Annotated in this window: 20 protein-coding genes, 2 pseudogenes and 1 other annotated feature; of the genes and pseudogenes, 11 read left to right on the top strand and 11 right to left on the bottom strand. The window is 48.7% G+C overall.

What is annotated here, in order from left to right; genetic code table 11:
- Positions 1–637: 637 nt before the first annotated feature.
- Positions 638–1579 (top strand): methyltransferase domain-containing protein, encoded by a 942-nt coding sequence (locus X474_RS03420; protein WP_044346770.1) that lies wholly within the window; start codon positions 638–640, stop codon positions 1577–1579.
- A gap of 25 nt (positions 1580–1604) precedes the next feature.
- The gene (locus X474_RS03415) at positions 1605–3812 is read left to right on the top strand and encodes a molybdopterin-containing oxidoreductase family protein (RefSeq protein ID WP_044346768.1); all 2208 of its coding nucleotides are present in this window, start codon (positions 1605–1607) and stop codon (positions 3810–3812) included.
- A 112-nt stretch (positions 3813–3924) separates the two neighbouring features.
- Here the strand turns inward: X474_RS03415 and X474_RS03410 are convergent, their stop codons facing one another.
- The 6 genes from X474_RS03410 to X474_RS03385 form a co-directional block, all read right to left on the bottom strand.
- Entirely contained in the window at positions 3925–4698 is a 774-nt protein-coding gene (locus X474_RS03410; protein WP_044346767.1) for a carbon-nitrogen hydrolase family protein, read from the bottom strand.
- Between the two features lie 181 nt (positions 4699–4879).
- Positions 4880–5455: a class I SAM-dependent methyltransferase gene (locus X474_RS03405; protein WP_052514806.1), complete on the bottom strand. Its 576-nt coding sequence runs from the start codon at positions 5453–5455 to the stop codon at positions 4880–4882.
- Positions 5456–5766: 311 nt separating this feature from the next.
- Entirely contained in the window at positions 5767–7833 is a 2067-nt protein-coding gene (locus X474_RS03400) for a TonB-dependent receptor (protein ID WP_052514804.1), read from the bottom strand.
- An 87-nt stretch (positions 7834–7920) separates the two neighbouring features.
- Positions 7921–8901 (bottom strand): helix-turn-helix domain-containing protein, encoded by a 981-nt coding sequence (locus X474_RS03395; RefSeq protein ID WP_052514803.1) that lies wholly within the window; start codon positions 8899–8901, stop codon positions 7921–7923.
- Positions 8902–9281: 380 nt separating this feature from the next.
- The gene (locus X474_RS03390) at positions 9282–9620 is read right to left on the bottom strand and encodes an AzlD domain-containing protein (protein ID WP_044346765.1); all 339 of its coding nucleotides are present in this window, start codon (positions 9618–9620) and stop codon (positions 9282–9284) included.
- Between the two features lie 157 nt (positions 9621–9777).
- A complete protein-coding gene (locus X474_RS03385; protein ID WP_044346763.1) occupies positions 9778–10482 on the bottom strand; it encodes an AzlC family ABC transporter permease in 705 nt (234 codons plus the stop codon).
- 404 nt (positions 10483–10886) lie between these two features.
- Here X474_RS03385 and X474_RS03380 point away from each other — a divergent pair, with 404 nt between their 5' ends.
- Positions 10887–11330, top strand: coding sequence for an Lrp/AsnC family transcriptional regulator (locus X474_RS03380; protein ID WP_044346760.1), 444 nt, complete (start codon positions 10887–10889; stop codon positions 11328–11330).
- Positions 11331–11615: 285 nt separating this feature from the next.
- Here X474_RS03380 and X474_RS03375 read toward each other — a convergent pair whose 3' ends face one another.
- Positions 11616–12089, bottom strand: a complete 474-nt coding sequence (locus X474_RS03375) for a hypothetical protein (RefSeq protein ID WP_044346759.1) — start codon at positions 12087–12089, stop codon at positions 11616–11618.
- A 339-nt stretch (positions 12090–12428) separates the two neighbouring features.
- Positions 12429–12866 (bottom strand): transposase, encoded by a 438-nt coding sequence (locus X474_RS03370; RefSeq protein ID WP_052514802.1) that lies wholly within the window; start codon positions 12864–12866, stop codon positions 12429–12431.
- Between the two features lie 371 nt (positions 12867–13237).
- Here X474_RS03370 and X474_RS27185 point away from each other — a divergent pair.
- The 5 genes and pseudogenes from X474_RS27185 to X474_RS03360 all read left to right on the top strand — a co-directional run.
- A pseudogene (locus X474_RS27185) lies at positions 13238–13429 on the top strand (IS3 family transposase); the annotation flags it as partial.
- 37 nt (positions 13430–13466) lie between these two features.
- Positions 13467–13802, top strand: a complete 336-nt coding sequence (locus X474_RS27180) for a hypothetical protein (RefSeq protein WP_353743126.1) — start codon at positions 13467–13469, stop codon at positions 13800–13802.
- Positions 13485–13601 (top strand) — a sequence feature (AL1L pseudoknot). Its footprint overlaps the gene before it by 117 nt.
- Positions 13795–14139 (top strand): annotated as a pseudogene (locus tag X474_RS27175) (DDE-type integrase/transposase/recombinase); the annotation flags it as partial. The gene X474_RS27180 and the pseudogene X474_RS27175, both read left to right, overlap by 8 nt.
- 137 nt (positions 14140–14276) lie before the next feature.
- A complete protein-coding gene (locus X474_RS27170; RefSeq protein ID WP_353743125.1) occupies positions 14277–14426 on the top strand; it encodes a hypothetical protein in 150 nt (49 codons plus the stop codon).
- Positions 14427–14486: 60 nt separating this feature from the next.
- Positions 14487–18134, top strand: a complete 3648-nt coding sequence (locus tag X474_RS03360) for a transporter substrate-binding domain-containing protein (RefSeq protein ID WP_052514801.1) — start codon at positions 14487–14489, stop codon at positions 18132–18134.
- A gap of 198 nt (positions 18135–18332) precedes the next feature.
- On the opposite strand, the gene X474_RS03355 is transcribed toward X474_RS03360, so the two are convergent.
- Positions 18333–19010 carry an REP-associated tyrosine transposase gene (locus X474_RS03355; RefSeq protein WP_044346755.1) on the bottom strand — a complete coding sequence of 226 codons (678 nt, stop codon included), beginning with the start codon at positions 19008–19010 and terminating at the stop codon, positions 18333–18335.
- 249 nt (positions 19011–19259) lie between these two features.
- On the opposite strand from X474_RS03355, the gene X474_RS03350 reads away from it, so the two are divergent.
- The 3 genes from X474_RS03350 to X474_RS03340 all read left to right on the top strand — a co-directional run bounded on the left by X474_RS03350 (position 19260) and on the right by X474_RS03340 (position 21744).
- Complete coding sequence (locus X474_RS03350) at positions 19260–20174, top strand: AraC family transcriptional regulator (protein WP_156360599.1); 915 nt, start codon at positions 19260–19262, stop codon at positions 20172–20174.
- Positions 20175–20422: 248 nt separating this feature from the next.
- Positions 20423–20848, top strand: a complete 426-nt coding sequence (locus X474_RS25975; RefSeq protein WP_156360598.1) for a hypothetical protein — start codon at positions 20423–20425, stop codon at positions 20846–20848.
- Positions 20849–21021: 173 nt separating this feature from the next.
- Complete coding sequence (locus X474_RS03340) at positions 21022–21744, top strand: DUF169 domain-containing protein (protein WP_044346752.1); 723 nt, start codon at positions 21022–21024, stop codon at positions 21742–21744.
- Between the two features lie 36 nt (positions 21745–21780).
- Here the strand turns inward: X474_RS03340 and X474_RS03335 are convergent, their stop codons facing one another.
- Together X474_RS03335 and X474_RS03330 are read right to left on the bottom strand one after the other, a co-directional pair.
- Positions 21781–22458, bottom strand: coding sequence for an REP-associated tyrosine transposase (locus X474_RS03335; protein WP_044346750.1), 678 nt, complete (start codon positions 22456–22458; stop codon positions 21781–21783).
- A 40-nt stretch (positions 22459–22498) separates the two neighbouring features.
- Positions 22499–24022, bottom strand: a complete 1524-nt coding sequence (locus X474_RS03330; RefSeq protein WP_044346748.1) for a YifB family Mg chelatase-like AAA ATPase — start codon at positions 24020–24022, stop codon at positions 22499–22501.
- Between the last annotated feature and the right edge of the window lie 215 nt (positions 24023–24237).

Below are 24237 nucleotides of genomic sequence, written 5' to 3'. Positions count from 1 at the left end.
CGTTGGTCGCTCTTTTCGTCTTGAGGAGAATAAATAAATCAGAAGCAAGACCTCAAAATATCAATTCTGGCCATTATGATGCCGGGAAATTGCTTTGGCAGGTAATCAGAAACCTGAATGTAATGTAAGGCGGATATCATAAAAACTGGAAAGTTATACTCAATCGCCTTACTATATTACCTTAAATATGACAGCGCTTGCTGATCCGGGGAGAAAACAAATGCGAGGACGATATAGTATGGCGATCTGATGCGCCAGTGAGCAGGGGATTAATCTTCATGAAAATAATAGACGCCTGCCTGGCTGTTTTACGCCCTTTCAAAACTATATCCATAATGCGGCCCCTCAAGCAGCACACCTGGGTTTAGTACAGGCTTGCCGAATGCTTCAGAGGTCCTTGGATATCCTCAGCCGTCCTCCTGAGATAAAACGCAACTATGTGGATTATCTATTTATTTTAAGTCTCAGGCCATTACATCTTTAAAAAAGCCAAGGGGGGAATCCACTAGGCCGATATTTCAAAAAGATAACGCCTTGCCAGGCAAAATAATAACTTTCTCTCAAACTCAGGCGTTCCCGAATCTGACAAATAATCTATTTGGCATTTAGCTTTTGAACAGCCCGTTAAGGAGTCAAAATGAAAAAATGGCTGACCAAAGAACTGATCTGCCCTGAATGCCTGGAACAGGAAGTCTTCCTGAACTTGGAAAGCCAGAAAGAAAACGACCAGGAGATCATAGAAGGAAATCTTATCTGCCCCCAATGCGGCCAACAATACACAATACACGAAGGTATTGCCGTGGTTGTGCCCAAGAAAACACTGCCCATAACCCGCGAGTCGACCGGATATGGGTCTTTTTCCATGCTCTCCTCTTATTTTTGGAGCCACTATTCAGAATTTTTCAATGGCCCCGATGCCACAGATGCTTATAAGAAATGGGCTGCGGCATTCGAGCCCCAAAATGGTTGGGCCTTGGATATAGGCTGTTCTGTGGGCAGGCTCAGCTTTGAGATGACCAAGACCCACGACCGGGTTGTGGGGATTGACACCTCGCTTTCCTTTATTCGCGCCGCCCGCAAGCTGGCAGCTCAAAAGCGGCTTGAATTCGAGATGATAATGGAAGGGAGAATAACAGAGAAAAAATCCACGTCGTTGCCATCGGAATTTAATTTTGACCATACGGAATTTATTGTGGCGGATGCCACAGCGCTTCCTTTTCCCAGGGAGCGCTTTGCCACGGCAAGTTCCGTGAATATTCTGGAGAAAGTTTCCGACCCCGCTCTACATCTGACAGAGGCCAATCGGGTCATGGACAAGAAAAACGCCCAGTTTCTTTTTTCAGATCCCTTTTCCTGGGACGAATCAGTCAGCAGCCCGGACACCTGGCTGGGAGGCAGGAATCAAGGCCCTTATAAAGGCTATGGCATGGAAAACATTTGCCGTTTGATGGAAGAGGATTCAGGGCCGTTTTCTCCTGGATTCACCATTCGGCAAACCGGAGAGGTGCTCTGGAAGATAAGAAAAACCAGGCACCTCTGGGAGCATATAACCTCACAGTTCATCCTGGGAAAACGCTGAAAGGCATAAGAAGAAAGGGCTTGTTTTGGAAACGCAAAAACAGGGAATATGCGGTTTATGCTATCACAGTCCAGGTTGCGGGGTTAATGTCCACTTTGACGAGCACGGAAAAATTAAAAAGCTCACCCCGGATCCGGATGCCGTCATGGGCAGTGTACTCTGCCCCATGGCTGACAGCGCCCGACAGATTATCTATTCCGAAAGCCGCATCAAGCAGCCGCTAAAACGCAAGGGGCCAAAAGGCAAACTGGATTTTGAGCCCATATCCTGGGACCAGGCCTATGAAATAATCGCTGAAAAAATGGGGGAGATCAAAGCCGCCCACGGACCTGAGGCCCTGGGATTCTACGCAGGCACCGGCACCTATGAAAGGGCCTTTAAGGATGCCTTTCAACTGGGCGGATCTGAGATATACCTGGCTTCCAGCATTTTATTTCCCTATGGTTCGCCGAACACATTCGGAGTGGGTGCGCCCTGCTACACTTCCCTTGGCGTGCTGGCCCCGAAACTCACCGCCGGTTGTCTGCACACTGACATGTTCTCAGATGTTGACAACTCGGATTTGATAATCGTCTGGGGAACAGACCCATCCACATCCACCCCGCCGGAGATGTTCGTCCGCTTGAAACGGGCAGCCGAAGAAGGCGCCCGGATCATTGTCATTGACCCCAGACAGACGGCTTCGGCAAAACTGTCGGAGAGCCTTTGGGTGCCGATCAGGCCCGGCAGCGACGGCGCCTTGGCCCTGGGGCTTTGCCATATTCTGATTCGGGATGAGTTGGTGGACCAGGCCTTTATTGAGGACTGGACCCTGGGATATGACGAATTCAGGGAATACGTAAGGGACTTTTCCCCTGAAGTCGTATCCGAAATCAGCAAAATCCCCGTAAAGACAATTGAATTTTTGGCTGAAGAGATAGCCGAGGCCGAAGGGGCAAGTTATGTGATGTACACAGGGCTTGAGTACACCAAGTCCGGGGTGCAGAGCATTCGGGCGGTGATGGTTCTCTGGGCCTTGGCCGGTCAGCTGGATGTGGAGGGCGGCAGATGCTTTGTCCCGCCGAAAAACCAGATCCACCTGAACAAGGATCATCAGATAAAAACACCAAGCTATGAAAGCTCCATTGGCGGGGATCATTTCCCGGTATATGCCCATTTTTGCGGCGGAGAGCCCCATGCCAATCGCCTGCCCAAGGCAATACTGGAGTCAGACCCTTATAAAATCAGGGGGCTGTTTATCCTGGGGGCTTCCATCCTCACCTCCTGGCCCAATCCGGTTTTATGGCAAGAGGCCTTTAATGCCCTTGATTTCATGGTCTGCGCGGACTTGCAGTTAACCCGTGACGCTGCCTGGGCTGATATTGTCCTGCCCGCTGCCACCTCGTTCGAACAGTCGTCCTATTGTTTTTACGGCAATGCCGTTCGCTTGAGAGAAAAAATGATCGATCCTGTGGGGGAAAGCAAATCCTGCTTCTCCATCCTGATCGGGCTGGCCCATAAGTTGGGCTATAAAGATAAATTCCCGGAAAATGAGATGGAACTTTTAGACTGGAGTCTTTCCGGCACCGGCATCACCAGAAATGATCTGGAGCAGGCTCCCAGGCACACAGTGCGGCTTGATCCCGAGCCCATGACCTACCGAAAATGGGAAACCGGACACCTCAGAAAGGACGGTCGACCCGGATTTGAAACCCCGTCTGGAAAATTTGAAATCAACTCCACTCAGCTCAAGGAGATGGGCTATGAAGGGTTGCCCAAATATGAGGAATCGTATGAAACCCCTATAAGCCAGGCCAAGCTGACGAACAGGTATCCCTTGATCTTGGGGACAGGCCCCCTTAAACCTGATATGAAATCCTGTCTGAGGGCTGTGCCTGATTTCATGGAAAAATATCCCCATCCCACGGTGCAGATGAACCCCAAGGACGCTGAGGCCAGAAAAATAATTTCCGGCGACCCGGTGGTGGTGAAAACCGCCCGCGGCAATGTGGAGATGCGGGCCTTGGTGACCGAAGACATCATGCGGGGATATGTCTACGCGCCTGTGGGAGGCGGAGGCCCCCAGGGCACCGAGACCTGGAGAAAGGCCAACGTGAATGTGCTGACAGACCTGGAGCAGTTTGACCCCATCTCCGGTTTCCCGGTCTACAAGACCCTTTTGTGCCAAGTCAAGAAAAAGAGAAGACGCCGTACAATTGTGGTTCAAGACCCCACTCTGGGGTGCGTGGGATAGGAGCGGCCGACAAAAGACTTCCTTTGGCAGTCAAAAGACACACCCCGAAAAGCGCCTACTTTTCGGGGTGTTTGTATTAATGGCAGCCCGTCACAATCACAGGCGGTTTGAATCAGTCTTCCACATACCTGGGGTAGCTCTTCTTTGCCTGCTCAGCCAGGTTGATATCAATCTCCATAGTCAGAAAAGGTTCCTTTTCCGAGGTGGTTCCCAGGAGGTTTCCTTCCTCCGGTTCAACGATCCAGCCGGTTCCGCCGAAATCCATATCCGGGGTGTTGGAACCGTTAAAATTGGAGGAAAGGCAAAATGCGCCGGAGACATTGGCCGCGGCCCTGCCGCCAGCCACCCAGGAGCCGGTTGAGGTTGCGGGAGTGGCCCTGGGGCAGAGCAGGATATCCATGCCCGCCTTGCCGTACTCCCTGGCCCGATGGTTGAACCACATCTCCGTGCAGATTAAAAAACCAAAGGTGATCCCTTCCGCCTCTATGACCTTGAAGACACCGTCTCCCCGGCGGTACCAGGTGGCTTCCCAGAATCCCTCTTCATTGGGTAAATAGTATTTTTCATGCCCCCCAACCGCGCCTGCGGCCTTGGTCCAGATGAAACCTTCATTGTGAGGCGCTCCATTTTTAAGGATCGGCCGAGTTCCGGCAACCAACCCCACCTTCAAGTCACCGAGTCTTTCAATCATGGCCTGATGATTGTCCACCGCTTTTGCCCAAAGTTCCTGATCCACATCCCTTGAGCCTGCCAACCAGGAATAAAACGGCATCTCAGGCAACAATAAAAGATCGCTTTTCTCCGCATTGAGATGAGATTTCAGCTTCTCTTGAACCGGTTCACTATTTATCCAGTTGTTGGGCAATTCACAGACGGTGACTTTCATGACAAAACCCTTGTAATAACAAAATATTACTATGAATATTCGCCAATAAAAAACAGGCAAATCAAAATTTGCAGAAATCAACAGTACCTGAGCAGATAAAAAAACGCACAAAAACTTTTCAGGTTGTTGCCGTGGTTTTTGGAAACAGCGAGTCAGGGCTGGAAATCAAGTTGTTTTAACCTCAGGCCCTCCGGCATCTGACATACTTGTCCGTCTGGCCAAAAACAATCAAAGCGCCGGAATCTTCTATTTTTGTTATGGTTTCATCCCGTGACTGGTGGCCGTCTCCCATAAGGAGGACCCCTTCTTTTTTTAACAAACGGGCAAACTCCTGCAACAGCTCTCCCGGCTGCTTCACCATGTGAAACATCTCCAGGGCATAGATGACATCAGCTATCTCTTTTTCAAGGGGCGTGCGATATCCATCTATTTGGACCGCTTCCACATTTACAAGCCGCTTTGCCTTTATGATCCTATTGACTTTGGCAACGGCCAAGGGATGAATATCAACAGCAAAAACTTTTCCATGAGGACCAACGGCCCTTGCAGCCATGGGGACGTATCTTCCGGGACCACAACCGTAATCAATCACAGTCTGACCGGGTTGTAATAGAAGGGTCTGGAAGTTTTTCGCAGAATAGTTCAGAAACAGATCCGCCGCTTTTATTGCGCCGGACATAAGCCGGTAACCCAGATCCGAAAGCCGATCCCGTTTTCGTCCCGCCAGGACATCGGCCACTGATTTTATGTTTCTCATTTAAAACTCTTCTGTTTTAAATGCCTTAATAAAGGCTTGCTTCAGCATAATTAACATCTTGCCGATCCATTGCCAAATAAGTCAGGCGCGGCGCCGCACTTTAAATCGCCTTTTTATAAGTGCGGCGCCACTGCCTGAAAACTTAGGTCCAAGCCTGTTGCTTAGGGGACTTCCCCTCCCCCATGTCAATGTGTGCAACCATATTCGGGCTTATTCTGAATAAACTCGAATCCGCTTTTCCACAAATCGAAGGTCCAATTGTGAAAGGCCGCATCTACGCGGATAAGCAGGCCATTTACCGTTAATAGCCCCTAAAATCTGTATGACAAGGTTATTCCCACCTCACGGGGCTCGCCATACAAGATGAACATGCCGCCGTAATAGCCTTCGGTGTCATATCTGGTGTCAAAGAGGTTCTTGCCGTACAGGTAAATATCCAGGTTCTCCATCTCATAGCCGATCTTGGCATTCACCAGGGTATAGGGGTCTCTGGAATAGGTATTGGTCTTATCCAGATACATCTTGCCGTAGCCGACCATATCGATCCTGGTATAGAAACCGTTTTCAGCGCGGTACTGAGCACCGATATTAAATGTGTATTCCGGGGCATAGGGGCTTTTGTTTCCGTCGTAGCTCACGCCGCCCTCTGTAAAGTCCTCGAACTCAACTTTGGAGTATCCAAAACCTGCATCCAAAGCCAGGTTCTTGGTGATGAGAGCCTGCATCTCAAGCTCAAACCCATGCCCCACGGCCTGGGCCGAGTTGGAGATATCGAGCCTCATCGGCGGATATCCGTCATAGACCTGCATGTCCTGAATATCCATGCGGTACACCGCGCCATTTAGAAGAAGCCTGTTGTCCAGCAACTGAGACTTGACGCCAACCTCATAGGACCACAGTTTCTCAGAGTCGTAGGTGATCTTGGCGGGATCATACCATTTGTAGTTGATACCGCCGGAACGGAAGCCCTTGGCCACAGAGGCGTACCCCATTACCTCGGAATTGAACTGGTACTCCAGGGCCAGCTTGGGGGAAATGTCGTCCCATGATCCATCCAGTTTCGATCCGGTGTTATTGTCTGTGAAATCTGTTTTCTGGTACTCATAGCGCAACCCGCCTATGACGCTCAAACGCGAGGTCAGAGGCACGGTAACCTGGCCAAAGAGCGCATAGGAGTATCCGTCCACATCCTGGTTGCGCGGATAGGACTTGGCCCGCTCCTTGATATCGTAATCGTTTTTGTCGTAGTAAAGCCCAAACAGCCACTTGAAGCGGTCGGCGTCGTAATTTAAGCGCAATTCTTCTGTAATTGTCCGGTATTCGGAATCAAAGTCCCTCCAAAGAAAATCAAGGGAAGTAAGGTCGATATCCGCACCTCGGACATCGTTAAACACCCTGTGGGTGGTGGTGGAGGTCAGGGACAGGGCCTCATTGATATCATAGGATATCTTCAAGGCCTGGCTTGTTTCCTTTGACTTGGAATAACCTTCATGATCAGAAGAGACCTTGCGATCGCCGGGCACTGAAGGGAGAGAACCAGACCACCATCCGGGATTGGGCCCCATTCTGTAAGCGCCGTCGTCGTATTTGATGTGGGACATGATAAACCGCACCTCCAGGTCATCCCTGGGTGTCCAGCGCAACTGGCCCTTGCCGTAGAAGTTTTCCCTGTCGTCCACCTCATCGCCGGTTATGGTGTGCTCAATGAATCCCTTTTCCCGGCGGCACTGGCCGGAAATACCGAAATACAGCTTATCCTGCATGATCGGACCGCTTAGGTTAAAGGCTGCGGATTGGGCATTTATACCGAGGTTTGTCATAGCCTTGCCCCGGTATTGATTATCCGGAAGACGGGTGATGATATTGATGGCTCCGACTTCGGTGTTCTTGCCGTAGAGAGTTCCCTGGGGCCCGCGCAGAACTTCTATCCGTTCGATATCCAAAAAGGATTCAGCCGCAAAACCCAGGGTGCTCGCAATGGGGATCTCATCGACAAAAAGGCCCGTGGTAACGGTGAGGCTCTCGGCGTCGGCATGAATTCCGCGCATGCTCGGGGAGTTAATTCCCGCCGGGCCATCACTGAAAATCATCAAGTTCGGTATAAAATCACCGAGTTCATTGATATTTTCGATCTGCCTGTCTTCAATCGCCGGACCGTTCAGCACGGTCATGGAAATGGAGACATCCTGAAGGTTTTCCTTTTGTTTATTAGCCGTTACCGTTACGGCCTCAAGCTTTTCAGGTGCGGCATTCTCTGCTTTGGATGCAGCAGCCAGACCGGGGGAAACAATAGACAAGGCCAAAGCCGCAGATACGCAAGCCGCCAACTTGGCGAACCTTTTACGCCCACTTGATTTACCGGTTTTAATATGGAACATCTTTTTCTCCTTCTTCGGGATCTTATAGAAAGTCCGCCGGCCAAAACCGGCGGATCTCAAAGAAGGATGTACAACAGAGGCGGGGTGCTACGCGTGCACGATCTTCCGTTTTTCAGGCAGGATCGTCCGTGAGTCGCCCAGGGGGGCATGGGAGACGTACTTTTTTGGGGGGTCGCCGTATTGTTTTTTAAACACCTTGGAAAAATAGCCGGAAGACCCATACCCTACGGCAAGGGCGGCCTCGGTGACGTTCATCCGGCCTTCGACCAGATAGTTCATGGCGGTTTCCAGGCGAAAACGCTGTAAATATTCAAAGGGAGTAACGCCATGGACCTGGCAAAAGCATTCATGCAGCCGAGTCCGGCACATTCCCACGCCCCTGGCCAATTCTCCCAGACTCGGAGCTGTCTCCAGGTTGGCTGTAAGCAGATCGGCCGCATGCTGGACCCGGTCCAGATCCTGGGCCTTTACCGTGCAACTGGGGCGGAGCATGGCCCCCTTCAGCTCCTCCAGCTTGTGGACCAGAAGCTCCAGGGCTTTACTTTCCAGGTAAAGGTGGCGTGTACTGCCCTGAAAGGGGCATTTGATAATCTGGGCAATCACGGACCGCATGGACGGAGTTATCCGTCCTCTGTAATGGGCCGGATCAGAGGATTTTTTTTGAAGCGGCTCCGGCAACCACTCCGGGGGAGTCAACTCCTCCAGAACCTCGTGGTTCATGGAAAGGCAAACCCGCATCATATGGCCGGGTCCCAGGGTTTCATTGAGACGCACGTCACCCGGGTTGGTGTTTAAGTCGGTCTGACCGGGTTTGTAGTTCAAAACAGGCCTCCGCCCGGGCCTGACCTCCATTTGGCCGGCGAGATTGAAACCGATTCCAAGGGTTTCAAAGGGCGGATCGTATTGAAGGGGCACGGGCCTTAGAAGATTACAGTTCAGGATGGTCATGGTGATGCCCCTGGTCAGGCGGAAAAATTGAATCCTGCCGGACCCTGCGGAGGGATCTATATCAATGCATTGGTTCTTGCCGGCCATGGTCTTGAGCTCAAGCTGTAATGGTGTTGCCATGTTGCCCCGGATAGAAAAGCCTGAACAATTAATATTAGGAGGTTCTTATTTTGTTGAATTTAACAAATAAATATTAAGATGTCAAAACCAAGGAGCGGCCAACCCTGGCGGATTGGGCGTTATTTAAAGGGGTTTGAGGATCAAATCAACATCAGATGTCTAAAGCGAATTTCCAGGCAGCCTTTTTCACAGTGGGCCCAGGGTGAGGAGATGAATATTTTTGGCAAAGGCGGGAGCTCTTGGATACTCGGCCTACCCTAAATAAAAGGCCGAGTTAGGGATATATTACCGGACTGGTCGGCGGATCATATTTACGGCCTAACTAAATGATTTTGCTCTGAAATATTGTAAGTAAGGTTTAAAGGGCTTTTCCATGGCCATCACAACCAGCCAAACATTTGTGGCTCAATCTTTCCCGCCAGCCAAAACAACAGCATACCCACCACCACCGTTCCCCCTAAAGATCGCTTCCACCAGGCAAAAGCAAATGTGGGCAGGGCCACAAAAAACTCAGGCCGCAGTAGGTCGAGATGTCTGGGCTCTCCGTCGAGGATCAAGGCCGGCAGCAGAATGGCGCTGAGAATGGCAGCCGGAATCAACTCGAGCCAACGGACAAACCACTCCGGAAACGAGCTTCGGGAAAGATAATGCAAGGGCAGCCAACGCGGCAGATAAGTCACCAGGCCCATACCTGCAAGCAACAACAGATAGTCAGTCATTTCGGAAATCACCCTTCGCAGAGTTCAGGTGTTTGGGATTGTGTTTTCTAAATTCAGGGCTTGTTCTGGATGCTTTGTCCATAAACACCTGCTTGACAAACCAGAATTTCCGCCCCTTTAACAACAGGTTTTGAATCACAGCCTTTCTCCCTGTTCCTCAAGTCTTTGACAATTTTCCCTGAACGATCACCCCCACTGTGGCGGCGAATATGGAAGCGATCACAATATAGGTGTTGCCGGGAAGAACCAGGGCCAGCCCCACAGCAGTCAAACCGGCGATGACAGCCGTCATAATATGGATGGGTTTTCTGATCTGGTAGATCAAAAGGCAGATGAACATGGCGATCAGGGCATAATCAATGCCAAAGGCTCCTTCGGGAATATATTGTCCGCAGATGCCGCCGCTTACCGTGCTGACAAACCAGGCAAAGTTGGCCACGTGGTTAACCACCAAAGCCCGTGAAAGGCTCCATTTATGGTCACTGAATCGAGGCAGGTTCACGGCAAAGCTTTCGTCTGTCACGCCATATGCGTAAAGGGCGAGCAAGCCACGGTGTCTCTTTCGCAGATAAACCGCCAAGGCAGAACTCATCAGGGTGTGGCGCAAGTTGACCACAAAGGTTGTGGCAATGATAGCCACTATCGAAGCACCGCCTGCGAGCATGGATACGGCTATAAATTGGGAACTTCCGGCAAAAACCAAAACGGACATCAATCCTATCTGAAGCGGTGTAAGCTCCGCCTTCTGGGCCAGAACACCAAAGGCCAGGCCAATGGGTAGATAGCCCAGGCAGATGGGCCACCCGGCGCTCAAACCATCCTTGAATAAAGTTGAATAGGCTGAAGGCCTAAGGGTAGTCATATCAATTCCTTGTGAGTGGTCGTCAAGTGATCCTTCAAAGCGCCAATCTTAGCAATAAAGGCTATTGATAAAAAGCCTTTCTGCAATAATCTCCGGGTGGTTGGGTTGCCGTGTTTCCTGGTGGAAAAATTCCGCAAGCGTCTTTCGTTTGCTTAGGCAAGGGGAGCCTTATTGGGGCTCGTTTAAATTTCCTTACAATGCATAGCTTACTGGAGTGGGTCCCAAAACCGGGTGAGAAACCGATGGAACCGGCAGATGCTTCAAGGTTAGTAAATATCAATAAATTTGCAAATACTATTCATAAATTGACGAATAAAATCAAAGTTATTGCGTAAAATATTATATTTTGTTAATTTTTTCCATATAGACAACGGACACATCAGGTGAATGCAAAGGTTTTGCAAATGACCAAATTGGATGAATACGACCGGGAAATAATAACTGCCTTACAATCCAACGGGCGGTTTTCCAATATTGATGTTGCCAAAATTGTCAACCTCTCTCACTCCAGCTGTTCCAGGCGCATAGCCAGACTTGAACGCGAAGGAATAATCAGGGGATACCGCGCCATAACGGACCGGGAAAAGCTTGGGCTTTCCGTGCGCGCCTATTGCGGAGTGGTGCGTGATGCCAGGGTGGGATGGGAGGATCTTGCCAACCGGCTGGCCCTGTTGGAAGGGGTTGTCAGTGTGTTTGCTGTTTCCGGCGATGTGGATCTGATGCTTGAAATTGTAGCCCGGGATATGCAGCATTACTCTCAGGTCGTCCTGCAGGATGTCTTTAATACAGAAGGCGTAATGGCAACAAGGAGTTCATTTGTGCTCGCGGAAGTAAAATCCATTTATTGAGCGGTTATCTGTGGCGTTTTTCAAGCTAAAAAAAACAAAAATCAGAAACCTTCCGGATGACTTCGAACAGTCCGTAAGACGGGCCATAATACGCCCTTAAAAGGTCAGCTTTTGGGGAGCCCCAATCAATGGCTCGTCGAATTGTAAAACTTCCACAAAGCAAACGATTCTAACCACAGGGTAAAACCGCGCCTTTACCGAGTTGCCTCTGACAAAATTCAAGAGGATTTTGTCAACAAGCTGGAGATGTTTCAAAAACCTTAACGCTTAAAAGAATAAGCTGCCTTACTTGGTCATATATACCTTACCCATGCCGTATTTGATGGCAGGCGGTTTTTGATTGAGGGCATGTTCCAGTTCGGGCGTCATCTCGGTAAAGGTGGTGATTTGGCCGCCGTCTTCTGAGATGCTCACAAACACCCGCTGCCCGTTTTGGGGGCGGTAATAGATTTTAGGCCCCGGCATAGGCCTGCCTCCAGGCAACAGGACCCAGCACAGCCCGGAAAAACTCTGGGGCGCTTCAGTCCCGGCAATGGCTTTTTCCAGGGTGAAGACTAATTTCATTTGTTGGCAATTTCGTTGACGTTTCACCTCCTGCATACTCTTTACCACGGCTATGGCCTTTATTTTTGAGTCCAGGGCCCTCTGCTCGTAAACCTTGGGCGGCAGCACGGCCTGAGCAGGCAAGGAAAGACACAACACACCCAAAACAGCGAGCGCCATGATCCATCCGGCGCTGGAGAATTTTTCAAACCTCATATCGCCACCTTATAATTAATGGTTCGTAAATAAAAAAACTTCCAGGTAGGAGCACGGCGACAAGCGCTTCAGGAAAATGCGAGGGAACACCATAGGACGGCCGGTATTGCTGGTAGTTTCATTACAGCACAAGCTAATGTTCCAGATCAATTGGCTGAAAGGAGGCGAAAAGGGGTCAGGAGCCTTTTTCTTGTTGTCAATTTAACTTCTTACGGGGTTGACCTCTGGGACGTAAAGCAGATTCCATAGCAAAATCTTTAATAACTCTTTTGAGCCAATCTATTGGCCGTTCCAGACCGTCAATTAGTAAACCAGCTGTCCTACTATCTACAGATTACTTCAAGTAACACTTGACCAGGGCCATTTTTCAGCGCGGTCCACCAAACCGGCCCGAACAGGATTGTGGACAACATACCTGCAGACAGTGTAATAATGCCTGTCAGTTTGAATCGGAAAGCTTTTGGAATGTCCCTGATATAGATGTCCGCTGCCGGTAATTCCGTGATTTGCATGCCAACGCTTTGTGTGCGTCATAGTCAAGCAACCTGAAAAAGCCGACAAATCATCATCTTGTTCCGGCCACAACACCATGTGCCAATGATTCGGCATGATCCAATAATCAATGATGCGTATTGGCCGACGTTCGTGCACCTCCACAATAAGGTTTTCAAACGCTTGGTAATCAGATTCCTTTTCGAAAATTGTCATGCGGGCGTTGGCACGATTAAGGACGTAATAAACGACACCGCCTTTGGATACGCGCAGTGGTCGTGGCATAAAAGGCTCCTGACCCCTTTTCTCAATCCTTTGCACAAATTAATTAGAAAATCTTGGCCATCCGAATGACAAAAATTCAAGAGCCATCAGTAAGTAATTTTGGAATGGTGTATGTAATCAACATGGCGAGACAACCTTAAACAGCTAACTATACCATTAGAATTATTAGTAATTTACGTTTTTAAGAATAAAGCCTGAATGTTTAAATCATTATAATCAGCCGAGCAACAGCAAGTTGATGCTATAACATAATTACAATTAACTTACCGTCAACGAGGGGATACCGAAGTTAACGCCGCTCGGGGACCGTTTTGGCACTCAGTGAATCGCGCACGATTGCCGGAGACCTCAGAATTTGAGAGAATGGGGTCATGGAACAAGGCAAGAGATATCCCAAAGAGGTAAGGATCGCGCTGTACGTATGGTGCTTGAGCACCAGGAGGAGTACGGCACGCAGTGGTCCAGGCATCAGCTCGATAGCTCCCAAAGTGGGTTGCACCTGCGAGACCCTGCGACGCTGGGTGAGGCAAGCCGAGCGTGATCAGGGTCTTCGCGCCGGTCTGAAAACATCAGAGCGTGAAGAGCTCAAGCAACTGAAACGTGAGAACCGCGAGCTACGGCGCTCTTCGCCCAGGCGGAGCTCGACCGCCTATGGAAGTGATGGTTTCCTTTATCGACACTCAACGCCAGATTTACGGGGTCGAGCCGATCTGTGCGATGCTACCGATCGCCCCGTCGGTCTGCTATGAGCACAGGGCCAGACAGGCCTATCTTAAGCGCCTGCCGAAAAGGGCCAAGCGGGATGCCTATTTGCGCACTGAGATACGCCGGGTGTGGAATGATAACTTCCGGGTTTATGGAGCGCGCAAGGCATGGCGCCGGCTTCTTCGTTATGAAATAGAAGGCCCGGTGCACGGTGGAGCGTTCGATGCGTGAAATGGGTCTGACCGGTGCAGTGAGGGGCGAGAAGGTTAGGACCACCACGCCGGAAGATAATGTTTTTTGCCCAGCCGACTTGGTCCGGCGCAACTTTACGGCCGACCTTCACAATGAGCTGTGGATCGCCGATCTCGCCTATGTTTCGACTTGGCGTGGCTTCGCCTACTTGGCCTTTATCATCAATGTATTTGCCCGCATGATAGTGGGCTGGTGGCTATCAAATTCGCTCAAAACATACCTGCCCCTTAACGCTCTGGAGCAGGCAATTTTCGCCCGCAAGGGCGCCGCGCCGCTGGTGCACCACTCGGACAGGGGCTCTCAGTACCTGTCCATACGCTATAAAGAGCGCCTGGCTGATGCGGGCATCGTGCTTTCTGTGGGCAGCGTGGGTGATTCCTATGACAACGTCTCAGGGCCGAATCGGTTATCGGCTTATACAAAACTGAAGAGATCAACAAACAAGGCCCCTGGATGCATCGCCAGGCCGTGGAATTCGCCACCCTGGCTCGGGTGGATTGGTTCAACAATCGTCGCTTGTTGGAGCCAATCGGAAATATCCCGCCTGCCGAGCTGGGACATATGTATTATCAGGATAAACAGGGTCAGACCATGCTGGCCTGACTCAAACAAAAAACTCTCCGGATCTTCCGGGGCGGTTCACACCCGATAAAGGTGATTTGCATGTCTGCCTTCAAACACTGTCTTCAATGTCTTTTGTGCGCTTTGTTTATTTTAACCTTCCCTGCGGTTCAAGATAGTGTAGGAGCATCCCGGTCTTTACCTAAGTTTCGAGTAGGAGTGTATGAAAATCCTCCATTGGTTTATACCACCAATGCAGGCGAAGCAGCCGGAATATTCCCTGAAATACTCAAAATCATAGCTGCTCGCGAAAAATGGGAGTTGGAGTTTGTGCCATGCTCATGGCATGAGTGTTTGAAGCGCTTGGAAAGTGGTGAGTTGGATATCATGTTGGATATAGCCTACTCGAAAAAACGGGAGAAAAAGTTCCATTTTTCCCAGGAAAGCGTCTTCTTAAACTGGGGCACCATCTATGCCGGTAAGGATTTTGAGATAAGCTCTCTTTTTGATCTTAACGGACGAACCATAGCAACGGTAAAGGGAGATATTCATACGGTTGGAGAAAGTGGTATTGAACGTTTGATTTCAAAATTTGAACTCGATACCGAAACCATCCCTGTCAACAGCTATCATGAGGCTCTGGCGATGGTTGAAGACGGCAGAGCCGATGCCGGTGTGGTCAACAGGCTCTTCGGAGCCTTGACCGAAGGGGATTATGAGATCAACAAGACACCGATCGTCTTCAATCCAGTGCACCTCAAGTTAGCCTTTCCCAAAAAAAAGAGATACATTGGCATTGCCGAGACGATTGACAAACATATCAGACGATTCAAGGCCGATAATAACTCTCTTTTCCATAAAATAGTCAATTCGTATCTCGCAGGCGCTGACTTCGACCTGATCTTGTATAGAGAAATGCGATCGATTCCACTCACCGAAGACGAAAGGGAGTGGCTTTCCCGGCACAAAGTTATCCGTCTGGGGGTGGACAAAGGATATGCGCCTTACAGTTTCAGAAATGAAGCCGGCGTCTATCAAGGCATCGCTATCGACACCATTAACCTCATCGCCAGGTATCTGAATGTCGAGATAGATATCGTCGAAGGGCTTAACTGGCCTCAAATCATTGATTATGCAGGTCGGAAAAAACTCGATGCCATTCTGACAGCCGTGGAGTCACCGGAGAGGAAAGAACTCTTCAACTTTACCCATATTTATTTACCAACGCCCCTGGTAATAATGACCAAGCAGGACAATCAGGAGATTCAAGGCCCGGAAAATCTAAAGGGTAAGAAGGTAGCCTTGGTAGATGGATATTATTCCGCCAATATAACATTGCAGGACCATCCGGATATTGTCCCGGTAATGGTCCAAACGCCGTTTGACGGATTAACAGCGGTATCTACAGGCCTGGCTGACTGCTACATCGGCGTTCTGGGTGTGTGCGACTATATTACCAGAGTAAATGGGATAACCAATCTCAAGGTCGCGGCCCGCTATAACATGCTGATGCATGGCGAGAGGATCGCTACCCGGAAAGATTGGCCTGAACTTGCAAAAATTTTTAATAAAGCGCTGAATGCGATCACTGAAAAAAAGCGGCTCGAAATTCACCAGTCATGGATTTCGGCTCTCGCCTCGTTGGAAGGCCCGGCTCTGCTTCAGCAGAAAAATGCCCTCACTGCCGAAGAAACCGCCTGGGTCAAAAAACACCCGGAAATTTTACTGGGCGTTGATCCTGAATTCGCACCCTTTGAGTTTATCAATGAGACGGGTCAATATAAGGGAATTGTTTCCGAGTATCTTCGCATTTTAGAACAACGGATTGGGTTACACTTCAAGGTGGCTCCAGGGTTGTCTTGGAAGGAGGCAGTGGAACAGGCCAGGCAAGGCGAAATCGATATGCTGTCGTGTGTAGGAAAGACATCAGAACGACAGAAGTTTCTCCTATTTTCCAAACCTTATATGCATTATCAGCGGGTTATCATCACCAGAACCGGCACACCGTTTATTGCTTCCCTGGACGACATTAAAGGCATGAGAGTCGCTGTTCAGAAGGAATCCTCTCACGAAGGCTACTTACGGGATAATACAGAGGTTAAACCAACCCTGTATCCGACTCTACAGGAGACATTGAAGGCTGTTTCAGAGGGAAGGGCCGATGCCATGATCGGCAATCTCTCTTCCTCTATCTATTGGATACGAAAGGAACATTTTACCAATTTAAAGATAGCGGGACCGGTGAGCTATGCTTCGGAAAAACTTCACTTTGCCGTTCACAAAGACCTACCGGAAGTAGTCGGCATAGTAGAAAAAGGATTTGCCTCATTGACAGCACTGGAACAAAAAAAGATCCGGAAAAAGTGGGTCAGTGTAGACTATGAACCCGGTCTCGATCCCGACAAGATATTACGTTATTTCCTGCAAGGTCTTGCCTTGACCTTTGTGGTTATTGGCCTTATTTTATTTTGGAACTATCGGCTGAAAAAAGAGATCGCCAAACGGACCGGTGAGCTAAAAAAAACCAACCGCCAACTCCTTGCTGAGATTCAAAACAGAGAGGTTGCTGAAGCTGAAAGAAACGATATTAGGGAGCAGCTCTATCAGGCTCAGAAAATAGAATCAATAGGGGCTCTTGCAGGTGGGATCGCCCACGACTTCAACAATATCCTTTCATCAATCATTGGATTCACAGAGATTGCCCTGGATGACGTTGCAAAAGGGTCGAATTTGGAAGATGACTTGCAAGAGGTGTATAAGGCAGGGCTAAGGGCTAAAGATTTAGTAAAACAAATTTTGACGATTGCAAGAAAATCGGATGAAGAAATCAAACCGATACCTCTAAAACCCATTATAAAAGAGGCGCTTAAATTTCTAAGATCTTCCATCCCGACTACTATTGAGATACAGCATAATATAGCAAGCGAATCATCAATCTTGGGAAATCCAACCCAGTTTCATCGAATTATTATGAACCTATGCACAAATGCAGTGTATGCGATGGAAGAAAACGGCGGTTTACTGAAAGTTGTCCTGGAAGATCTTAAACTTGAAAAAAATGAAATAACTCGGGGAGAAAATCTGAAACCAGGTAATTATGTTAAATTAAGTGTATCAGACACCGGCACCGGTATATCTCCGGATGTTATTGGGTCGATATTTGATCCCTATTACACCAACAAGAAACCCGGAGAAGGCACCGGACTGGGGCTGGCCCTGGTTCACAGCATTGTTGAAAGATATGGCGGCAAAATTGAGGTTTCCAGTGAATTGGGACAAGGATCTGTATTTTCGATTTACCTGCCCTCTACGAAAAAAAGTCAAACCAGTCAGCCATATGTAAAAGAAGATTTACCCACCGGCTCTGAAAGAATCCTTTTTATTGATGATGAACCCGCCATTGCCAAAATGGGTAGACAACTACTTGAAAAGTCAGGATATTCAGTCACCATAATGACCGACAGCAAAAAAGCGCTCGATCTGTTTAAGTCGAATGCTTATGCCTTTGATCTGGTTATCACAGATATGACCATGCCGGGTATGACCGGCGATAAGCTTGCCTTTGAAATGATGAAATTCCGTCAAGACATACCTGTTATTCTTTGCACTGGATATAGTAAAAGAATCTCTGCGCAAACAATTTCTGAAATTGGTTTCCAGGCATTGATCTATAAACCAATGGACAGGGCCGAGTTGGTGAAAACGGTTCGGAAAGTGCTGGATGGGGCCAAAGGCATAAGTTACGATTAATCATCCTAACTCTTGAACATCAAGCACCACGTACGTAGTACTGAACAATTCCTGGACAATCCAGGAATTTGAAAAATGAAAGGTGCGCATATCGCGTTGGGGATTCCTGTTACTTAAGGATTCGCAATGTATTGTTGTGGAGGTTCCTGGCAGCCCATCAGTATGAGCGAAAAGGGGTCAGGAGCCTTCTTATTGTCGTCAATTTACACTCTTACGGGGTCGCCCCCTCGGACCTAAAGTCGATTCCATACCAAAATCTTTAACAACTCTTTTGAGCCAATCCATCTCCCCGAAAGGCCTGCCCCGCTGAATGGATTCACGCAAAGAGGCCAGGTCTGAATCTGTTTCAGGTTGGTTTACAAATTCAAGCCACTCAATTGGCCGCTCCAGAGGTCCGTCACTGAGCAAACCAGCTGTCTTACTGTTTACAGATTGCTTAAGGCCAACACTTGACCAGGGCCATTTCTCAGCGCGGTCCACCAAACCGGCCCGAACAGGATTGCGGACAACATACCTGCCGACAGTGTAATAATGCCTGTCAGTTTGAACCGGAAAACTTTTGAACCGCCCCTGATATAGATGTCCGCTGCCGGTAGTTCCGTGATTTGCATGCCAACGCTGTGTGTGCGTCATGGTCAGCCAACCTAAAAAAGCCGATAAATCACCATCTTGTTCCGGCCACAACACCATGTGCCAATGATTCGGCATAATGCAATAATCAATGATGCGTATTGGCCGACGCTCGTGTGCCTCCCCAATAACCTTTTCAAGCGCTTGGTAATCGGATTCATTTTCGAAAATGGTCGTGCGGGCGTTGGCACGATTAATGACGTGATAAACGACACCGCCTTTGGATGCGCGCAACGGTCGTGGCATAAAAGGCTCCTGACCCCTTTTCCCCGACCTGACCCCTTTTCCCCGATATAAATAAGTTAGAAATCCTCGATCTTCCAATTGACGAAGGTCAAAAATTTATCATAGAGTATCATGGGAAGGTATATAAAATTCGTAACGTTGGCGGGCCAGATGTAATCAGTTAAGCATGCCTTTAGAATCTTTGACGATTGCTGCTTTTAAGGATAATGATAATTACAGGGTAAAAAGGCTTTAATTGGTGTGATCAACATGAACGAGTTATATGAAGCGAGTATGAATCGGGTTGTTGACTATATTCAAGCAAACCTTAATGAGGAACTTTCTCTTAAACAACTTTCAGAAGTCGCGTGTTATTCAAAATTTCATTTTAATCGCATTTTCAGTGATTATATGGGGGAATCCGTCTATCAATATATCAAGAGATTAAGACTAGAAAAATCCGCTGCACTGCTCCAGGGAAATTTAAACGTATCTATTACCGATGTCGCACTGGTGTGCGGTTTTGAGAACCCTTCCTCATTTGCAAAAAGCTTTAAAAACCATTTTAAAATGACTGCGACTGAATGGCGGAATAAGTCGGCCGGTTATTCTGTTTACGAATCAACACCAGTACAAATTGAACGCGATGGATTTTCCATTAATCGGGGTTCACCTGTCTGGACGTACCATTTAGTAAACGCTATTTGGCAGGTTGCTATTGAAGATATCCGTCCCTTGACCTTCGCCTACCTTCGAAAAACCGGCCCCTACCATGACGATGAAATTTTATACGGGAGACTTTACACCCGGCTCCTCCGGTGGGCTGCCGCACGTGAGTTGATCAATGAAGAGACTATCGAATGGCATATATACCATGACGATCCCAACATCACGGAAGATAAAAATCTAAGAGTCATGGTTGGGATTCCGGTCATGAATTCTGTCGCCCCGTCAGGATCTGTCGGGATAAGCAAAATATCCGGGGGCAAATTTGCTGTCTGCCGCTTTCTGCTGAAAAGGGATGAATTCGCAGGCGCCTGGAGTTGGATATTTTCCGAATGGCTTATTAATAGCGGGTATGAATGGGACGATCGGGAATCATTCGAGAGATGTCACGGGAAAAAAATAATCAATGGAAATCATTTTTTTGATGTCGACATCTGTATACCAGTTAAAGCGGTTTGACCTTTTTCCGGACGCTGTTATGAAACCCGTTTAACAGTAAGACAAAAAATAGCACGTTTGGACAATTGAAAAGCATGAATTGAAAAGATTTGTGTCACTTCGATATATAGAGTCATCGATACGGGTTGCCTGTGGAGCTAATCCACACAAGTAGCGCACCCGAAAAAGCTATGCGCAATAAAACAAGCCGTCTAAAATAGGGAGGTACCAATCTTATATTTCCCCTAATTATTGCTCAGGAGATTGACGTGAAAACAGTCAAGTTTTTTCTGTTGTTGATGGGAGCGACCTATTTTTGTTCTACAGCTTTGGCGCAACAGACTCCTAAGTTATATGGAATCACGATTGAAGATAAGTATCCCCATGGGTGTGTTGATTGCCACGTTCAAAGCGGTAATCTGGATTATCGTATAAACGTAAGATTAAAGAAATATTATCCTGACCATCCAGACATCAATAAAGAAAACCTTACTGTACCAAGAAGCTGTAAAAAGTGTCACGGGGAAGATAAAGAAGCCGAAACGATGAGTGTCATTTCCCACAAAGTCCACTATCATAAACTTTCCGCTAAAAACGACTTCATTAAATATTATCAAGGCAAGTGCCTGTCCTGCCATCAATTGAATCCCTCGACAGGCCAAATGACCCTTAAAAACGGTCCAAAAAACTGGTAATTGCCACACAATAATTTCTTAATCGCACTGTTGAGCAACTTAAAGGTGTGAATTGAAAAGGTCTCATTGCATTTAAAATCTATTTTAGTTTTTCGTTAATCAAATATTGAAAGTAGCCGGTTCTGATCTGGGAATAGGGATTGTGAGAGTAAATTAGTAGGGAGTAAATGTTAATGAAAGCCAAAATAGTCAAAGATAGACTCTATAACTTATCGGAAGTATTATCGTTTAAATATCCCGCAACAGGTTGGTATTTTGCCGCCGATAACATAGAAAATTCATTTATCTTTAAAAAAGATAGATGGGTTTGTATGTTTATGTATTGGGCAATTGTCATAAAGAAAGGAAAAAGAATTCAGTTCTCGGCAGACAATGGGAAAGCCTGCCCAGGGATACAGGAATTTGGCGGTTTCGTACCACCAGCGGACGATAAAGGAAAATTTATCGCCGAAACCGAACGTTTTAAAAAATCGTGCACCCTTGCCCAGGCGTATTATCGGGACTACGTGGCAGAGATTCATACTCCGCCGGAAAAATTCTTGTACTTTGAAAAAATTGAAACGATCCACGAAAACAAGGAAATCGAAGTAGTCAATCTGTTTCCGGATATTACAGGTCTGGCAAATTTGGCTGGACTGGCAAGTTATGACCGGGAGAAAAGCGGTACCCTGATACCTGACGCTTCGGCATGTCAATCGGCTTTCTCCACTCCCTATGACCAAAAGTTCAAGAAACAGCCAAAGTGTATTGTCGGATTGATGGATGTTTTAGCCCGACATTTTGTCCCAGATGATATGATTATGTTTTCAGCCCCCGCCAATCGGTTTGTTGAAATGGTGAATAATATTGAAGGCAGTTTTCTTGACAAAAACTTTAAAAACCCGACAAGTTTTTAACCACAGGTAAAGGGGTCAGGAGCCTTTTTATTGTCGTCAATTTACACTCTTACGGGGTCGACCCCTCGGACGTAAAGTCGATTCCATACCAAAATCTTTAACAACTCTTTTGAGCCAATCCATCTCCCCGAAAGGCCTGCCCCGCTGAATGGATTCACGCAAAGAGGCCAGGTCTGAATCTGTTTCAGGTTGGTTTACAAATTCAAGCCAATCAATTGGCCGCTCCAGAGGTCCGTCACTGAGCAAACCAGCTGTCTTACTGTTTACAGATTGCTTAAGGCCAACACTTGACCAGGGCCATTTTTCAGCGCGGTCCACCAAACCGGCCCGAACAGGATTGCGGACAACATACCTGCAGACAGTGTAATAATGCCTGTCAGTTTGAACCGGAAAACTTTTGAACCGCCCCTGATATAAATGTCCGCTGCCGGTAGTTCCGTGATTTGCATGCCAACGCTGTGTGTGCGTCATGGTCAGCCAACCTAAAAAAGCCGATAAATCAGCATCTTGTTCCGGCCACAACACCATGTGCCAATGATTAGGCATAATGCAATAATCAATGATGCGTATTGGCCGACGTTCGTGCGCCTCCACAATAGCCTTTTCAAACGCTTGGTAATCGGATTCATTTTCGAAAATTGTCATGCGGGTGTTGGCACGATTAATGACATGATAAACGACACCGCCTTTGGATGCGCGCAATGGTCTTGGCATAAAAGGCTCCTGACCCCTTTTCTAAATCCTGACCCCTTTTCTAAATCCCCCTATCCAAACTCCGATAACTGATCGCCTCGGACACATGGGACAATCCGATATCCTTGGCTCCGGCCAGATCGGCTATGGTGCGGGCAATCTTTAAAATGCGGCCATAGGCCCTGGCCGAAAGCTTGAAGCGATCCATGGCCATTTCAAGCACCTTTATTCCGTCTGAGGTCAAGCGGCAGTGCTTGCGCGTGAGGCGGGTGTTCATCTGGGCGTTACAAAACACGCCCTCGGCTGCCAGGCGCTTTTGCTGGATGCCCCTGGCCTCTAAGACCTGTTCCGTGTATTCGGCTGAGGTGGGGCCGCAGGTCTTGGTGTTAAGATCCTTAAACGGAACCGCGGGCACCTCCACCTGGAGGTCTATCCTATCCAATAAAGGCCCGCTAACCCGGTTTCTGTATTCCTGCACCCTTCCCGGACTACAGGTGCAGGCCCGGTTGGGGTCTCCGTAATAGCCGCAGGGACAAGGGTTCATAGCGGCCACCAGCATGAATCGGGCTGGAAAACAGACCGAGGCCGCGGCCCTGGTCACCACCACTTCCCCGGATTCCAAGGGCTGGCGCATTACCTCGAGCACGCTTTTTTTAAACTCGGGCAGCTCATCCAAAAACAAAACCCCATGGTGGGCCAGGCTCACTTCACCAGGACGGGGAAAACTGCCCCCGCCGACCAGACCGGCGTAGCTGATGGTATGGTGAGGCGCACGGAAAGGACGCCTGGTCACCAGGGCCTGGTCATCCTCCAGGGTGCCCGCCACACTGGCCACCTGGGTAACCTCAACCGCCTCTTCAAAGCTCAGGGGCGGCAGAATAGTGGCCAGACGTTTGGCCAGCATGGTCTTGCCGCTACCCGGAGACCCCACCATAAGTATGTTGTGCCCCCCAGCCGCGGCAATAGTCAGGGCGCGCTTGGCCTGTTCCTGCCCCCTTACATCCTGCATATCCAGATCGTAATTTTCGGTTCCGGCCAGGAGATGGGGATCGGATACCACCGGGTTCAACTTCTCCCGCTCTAAAAGGTGTTCCACCACCTGGGTCAGACTTTCCGCACCGAGCACATAAACACCCTCGACCACAGAGGCCTCCGGCGCGTTTACCTTGGGCAGGATCATGTGCTCAAACCCCAGGCGGGCCGCAGTCACCGCCATGGGCAGGCAGCCCCTTACCGGCCGCAGGCCCCCATCCAAGGCCAACTCACCCACCACCGCCACCTTTTCCAGGGACCGGGCAGGGATCACGCCCGAGGCGGCCAGGATCCCCAGGGCTATGGGCAAATCAAAACCGGAGCCCTCCTTGCGTACATTCGCCGGAGCCAGGTTGACGGTTATACGGTTTACAGGGAGAGAAAAACCGGAATTGGTCAAGGCGGCCCGGACCCTCTCCTTGGATTCACGAACCGCGCCTTCAGGCAGACCCACAGTATTAAAGGCAGGCAGGCCGGGGGCCAGATCCACCTCTACATAGACGGCAAAGGCATCCACCCCCAGAACAGCCAGGGAATTCACACTTGCAAGCATTGCTCCCCCCAAAGATATGATTCTTAAGTATTTAACAAACCACTGGATGCCAAACAAGCTTTTGCAATGCTTTAAAAACTGGGGCCATCCCGGAAAAAACAGACCTAATACAGCGAAGAGCCTTGATTTGCGGCACTTTTCCCACCTACGCCCAAAATACCAATAGCCATGCTGCTGTTAACAAAAATGACATTTTCTGATTCTTTGGCTTAACT

It is taken from the genome of Dethiosulfatarculus sandiegensis, from assembly GCF_000931935.2.
In the GTDB taxonomy this organism is placed as follows: domain Bacteria; phylum Desulfobacterota; class Desulfarculia; order Desulfarculales; family Desulfarculaceae; genus Dethiosulfatarculus; species Dethiosulfatarculus sandiegensis.
Note: the sequence above shows the minus strand (reverse complement) of the source record. Positions and strands in the feature narration are given on the sequence as shown.

Excerpts from the sequence above, each read along its gene's own strand:
- X474_RS03335 (WP_044346750.1), bottom strand. The coding sequence starts at position 22,458 with ATGCCAAGACCATTGCGCGCATCCAAAGGCGGTGTCGTTTATCATGTC.
- X474_RS03330 (WP_044346748.1), bottom strand. The coding sequence starts at position 24,022 with ATGCTTGCAAGTGTGAATTCCCTGGCTGTTCTGGGGGTGGATGCCTTT.
- X474_RS03385 (WP_044346763.1), bottom strand. The coding sequence starts at position 10,482 with ATGACTACCCTTAGGCCTTCAGCCTATTCAACTTTATTCAAGGATGGT.
- X474_RS03395 (WP_052514803.1), bottom strand. The coding sequence starts at position 8,901 with ATGGCAACACCATTACAGCTTGAGCTCAAGACCATGGCCGGCAAGAAC.
- X474_RS03350 (WP_156360599.1), top strand. The coding sequence starts at position 19,260 with ATGAACGAGTTATATGAAGCGAGTATGAATCGGGTTGTTGACTATATT.
- X474_RS27170 (WP_353743125.1), top strand. The coding sequence starts at position 14,277 with ATGCATCGCCAGGCCGTGGAATTCGCCACCCTGGCTCGGGTGGATTGG.
- X474_RS03400 (WP_052514804.1), bottom strand. The coding sequence starts at position 7,833 with ATGTTCCATATTAAAACCGGTAAATCAAGTGGGCGTAAAAGGTTCGCC.
- X474_RS03375 (WP_044346759.1), bottom strand. The coding sequence starts at position 12,089 with ATGAGGTTTGAAAAATTCTCCAGCGCCGGATGGATCATGGCGCTCGCT.
- X474_RS03355 (WP_044346755.1), bottom strand. The coding sequence starts at position 19,010 with ATGCCACGACCGTTGCGCGCATCCAAAGGCGGTGTCGTTTATCACGTC.
- X474_RS03370 (WP_052514802.1), bottom strand. The coding sequence starts at position 12,866 with ATGCCACGACCACTGCGCGTATCCAAAGGCGGTGTCGTTTATTACGTC.
- X474_RS03360 (WP_052514801.1), top strand. The coding sequence starts at position 14,487 with ATGTCTGCCTTCAAACACTGTCTTCAATGTCTTTTGTGCGCTTTGTTT.
- X474_RS03405 (WP_052514806.1), bottom strand. The coding sequence starts at position 5,455 with ATGAGAAACATAAAATCAGTGGCCGATGTCCTGGCGGGACGAAAACGG.
- X474_RS03390 (WP_044346765.1), bottom strand. The coding sequence starts at position 9,620 with ATGACTGACTATCTGTTGTTGCTTGCAGGTATGGGCCTGGTGACTTAT.
- X474_RS03340 (WP_044346752.1), top strand. The coding sequence starts at position 21,022 with ATGAAAGCCAAAATAGTCAAAGATAGACTCTATAACTTATCGGAAGTA.
- X474_RS03410 (WP_044346767.1), bottom strand. The coding sequence starts at position 4,698 with ATGAAAGTCACCGTCTGTGAATTGCCCAACAACTGGATAAATAGTGAA.
- X474_RS03380 (WP_044346760.1), top strand. The coding sequence starts at position 10,887 with ATGACCAAATTGGATGAATACGACCGGGAAATAATAACTGCCTTACAA.
- X474_RS03420 (WP_044346770.1), top strand. The coding sequence starts at position 638 with ATGAAAAAATGGCTGACCAAAGAACTGATCTGCCCTGAATGCCTGGAA.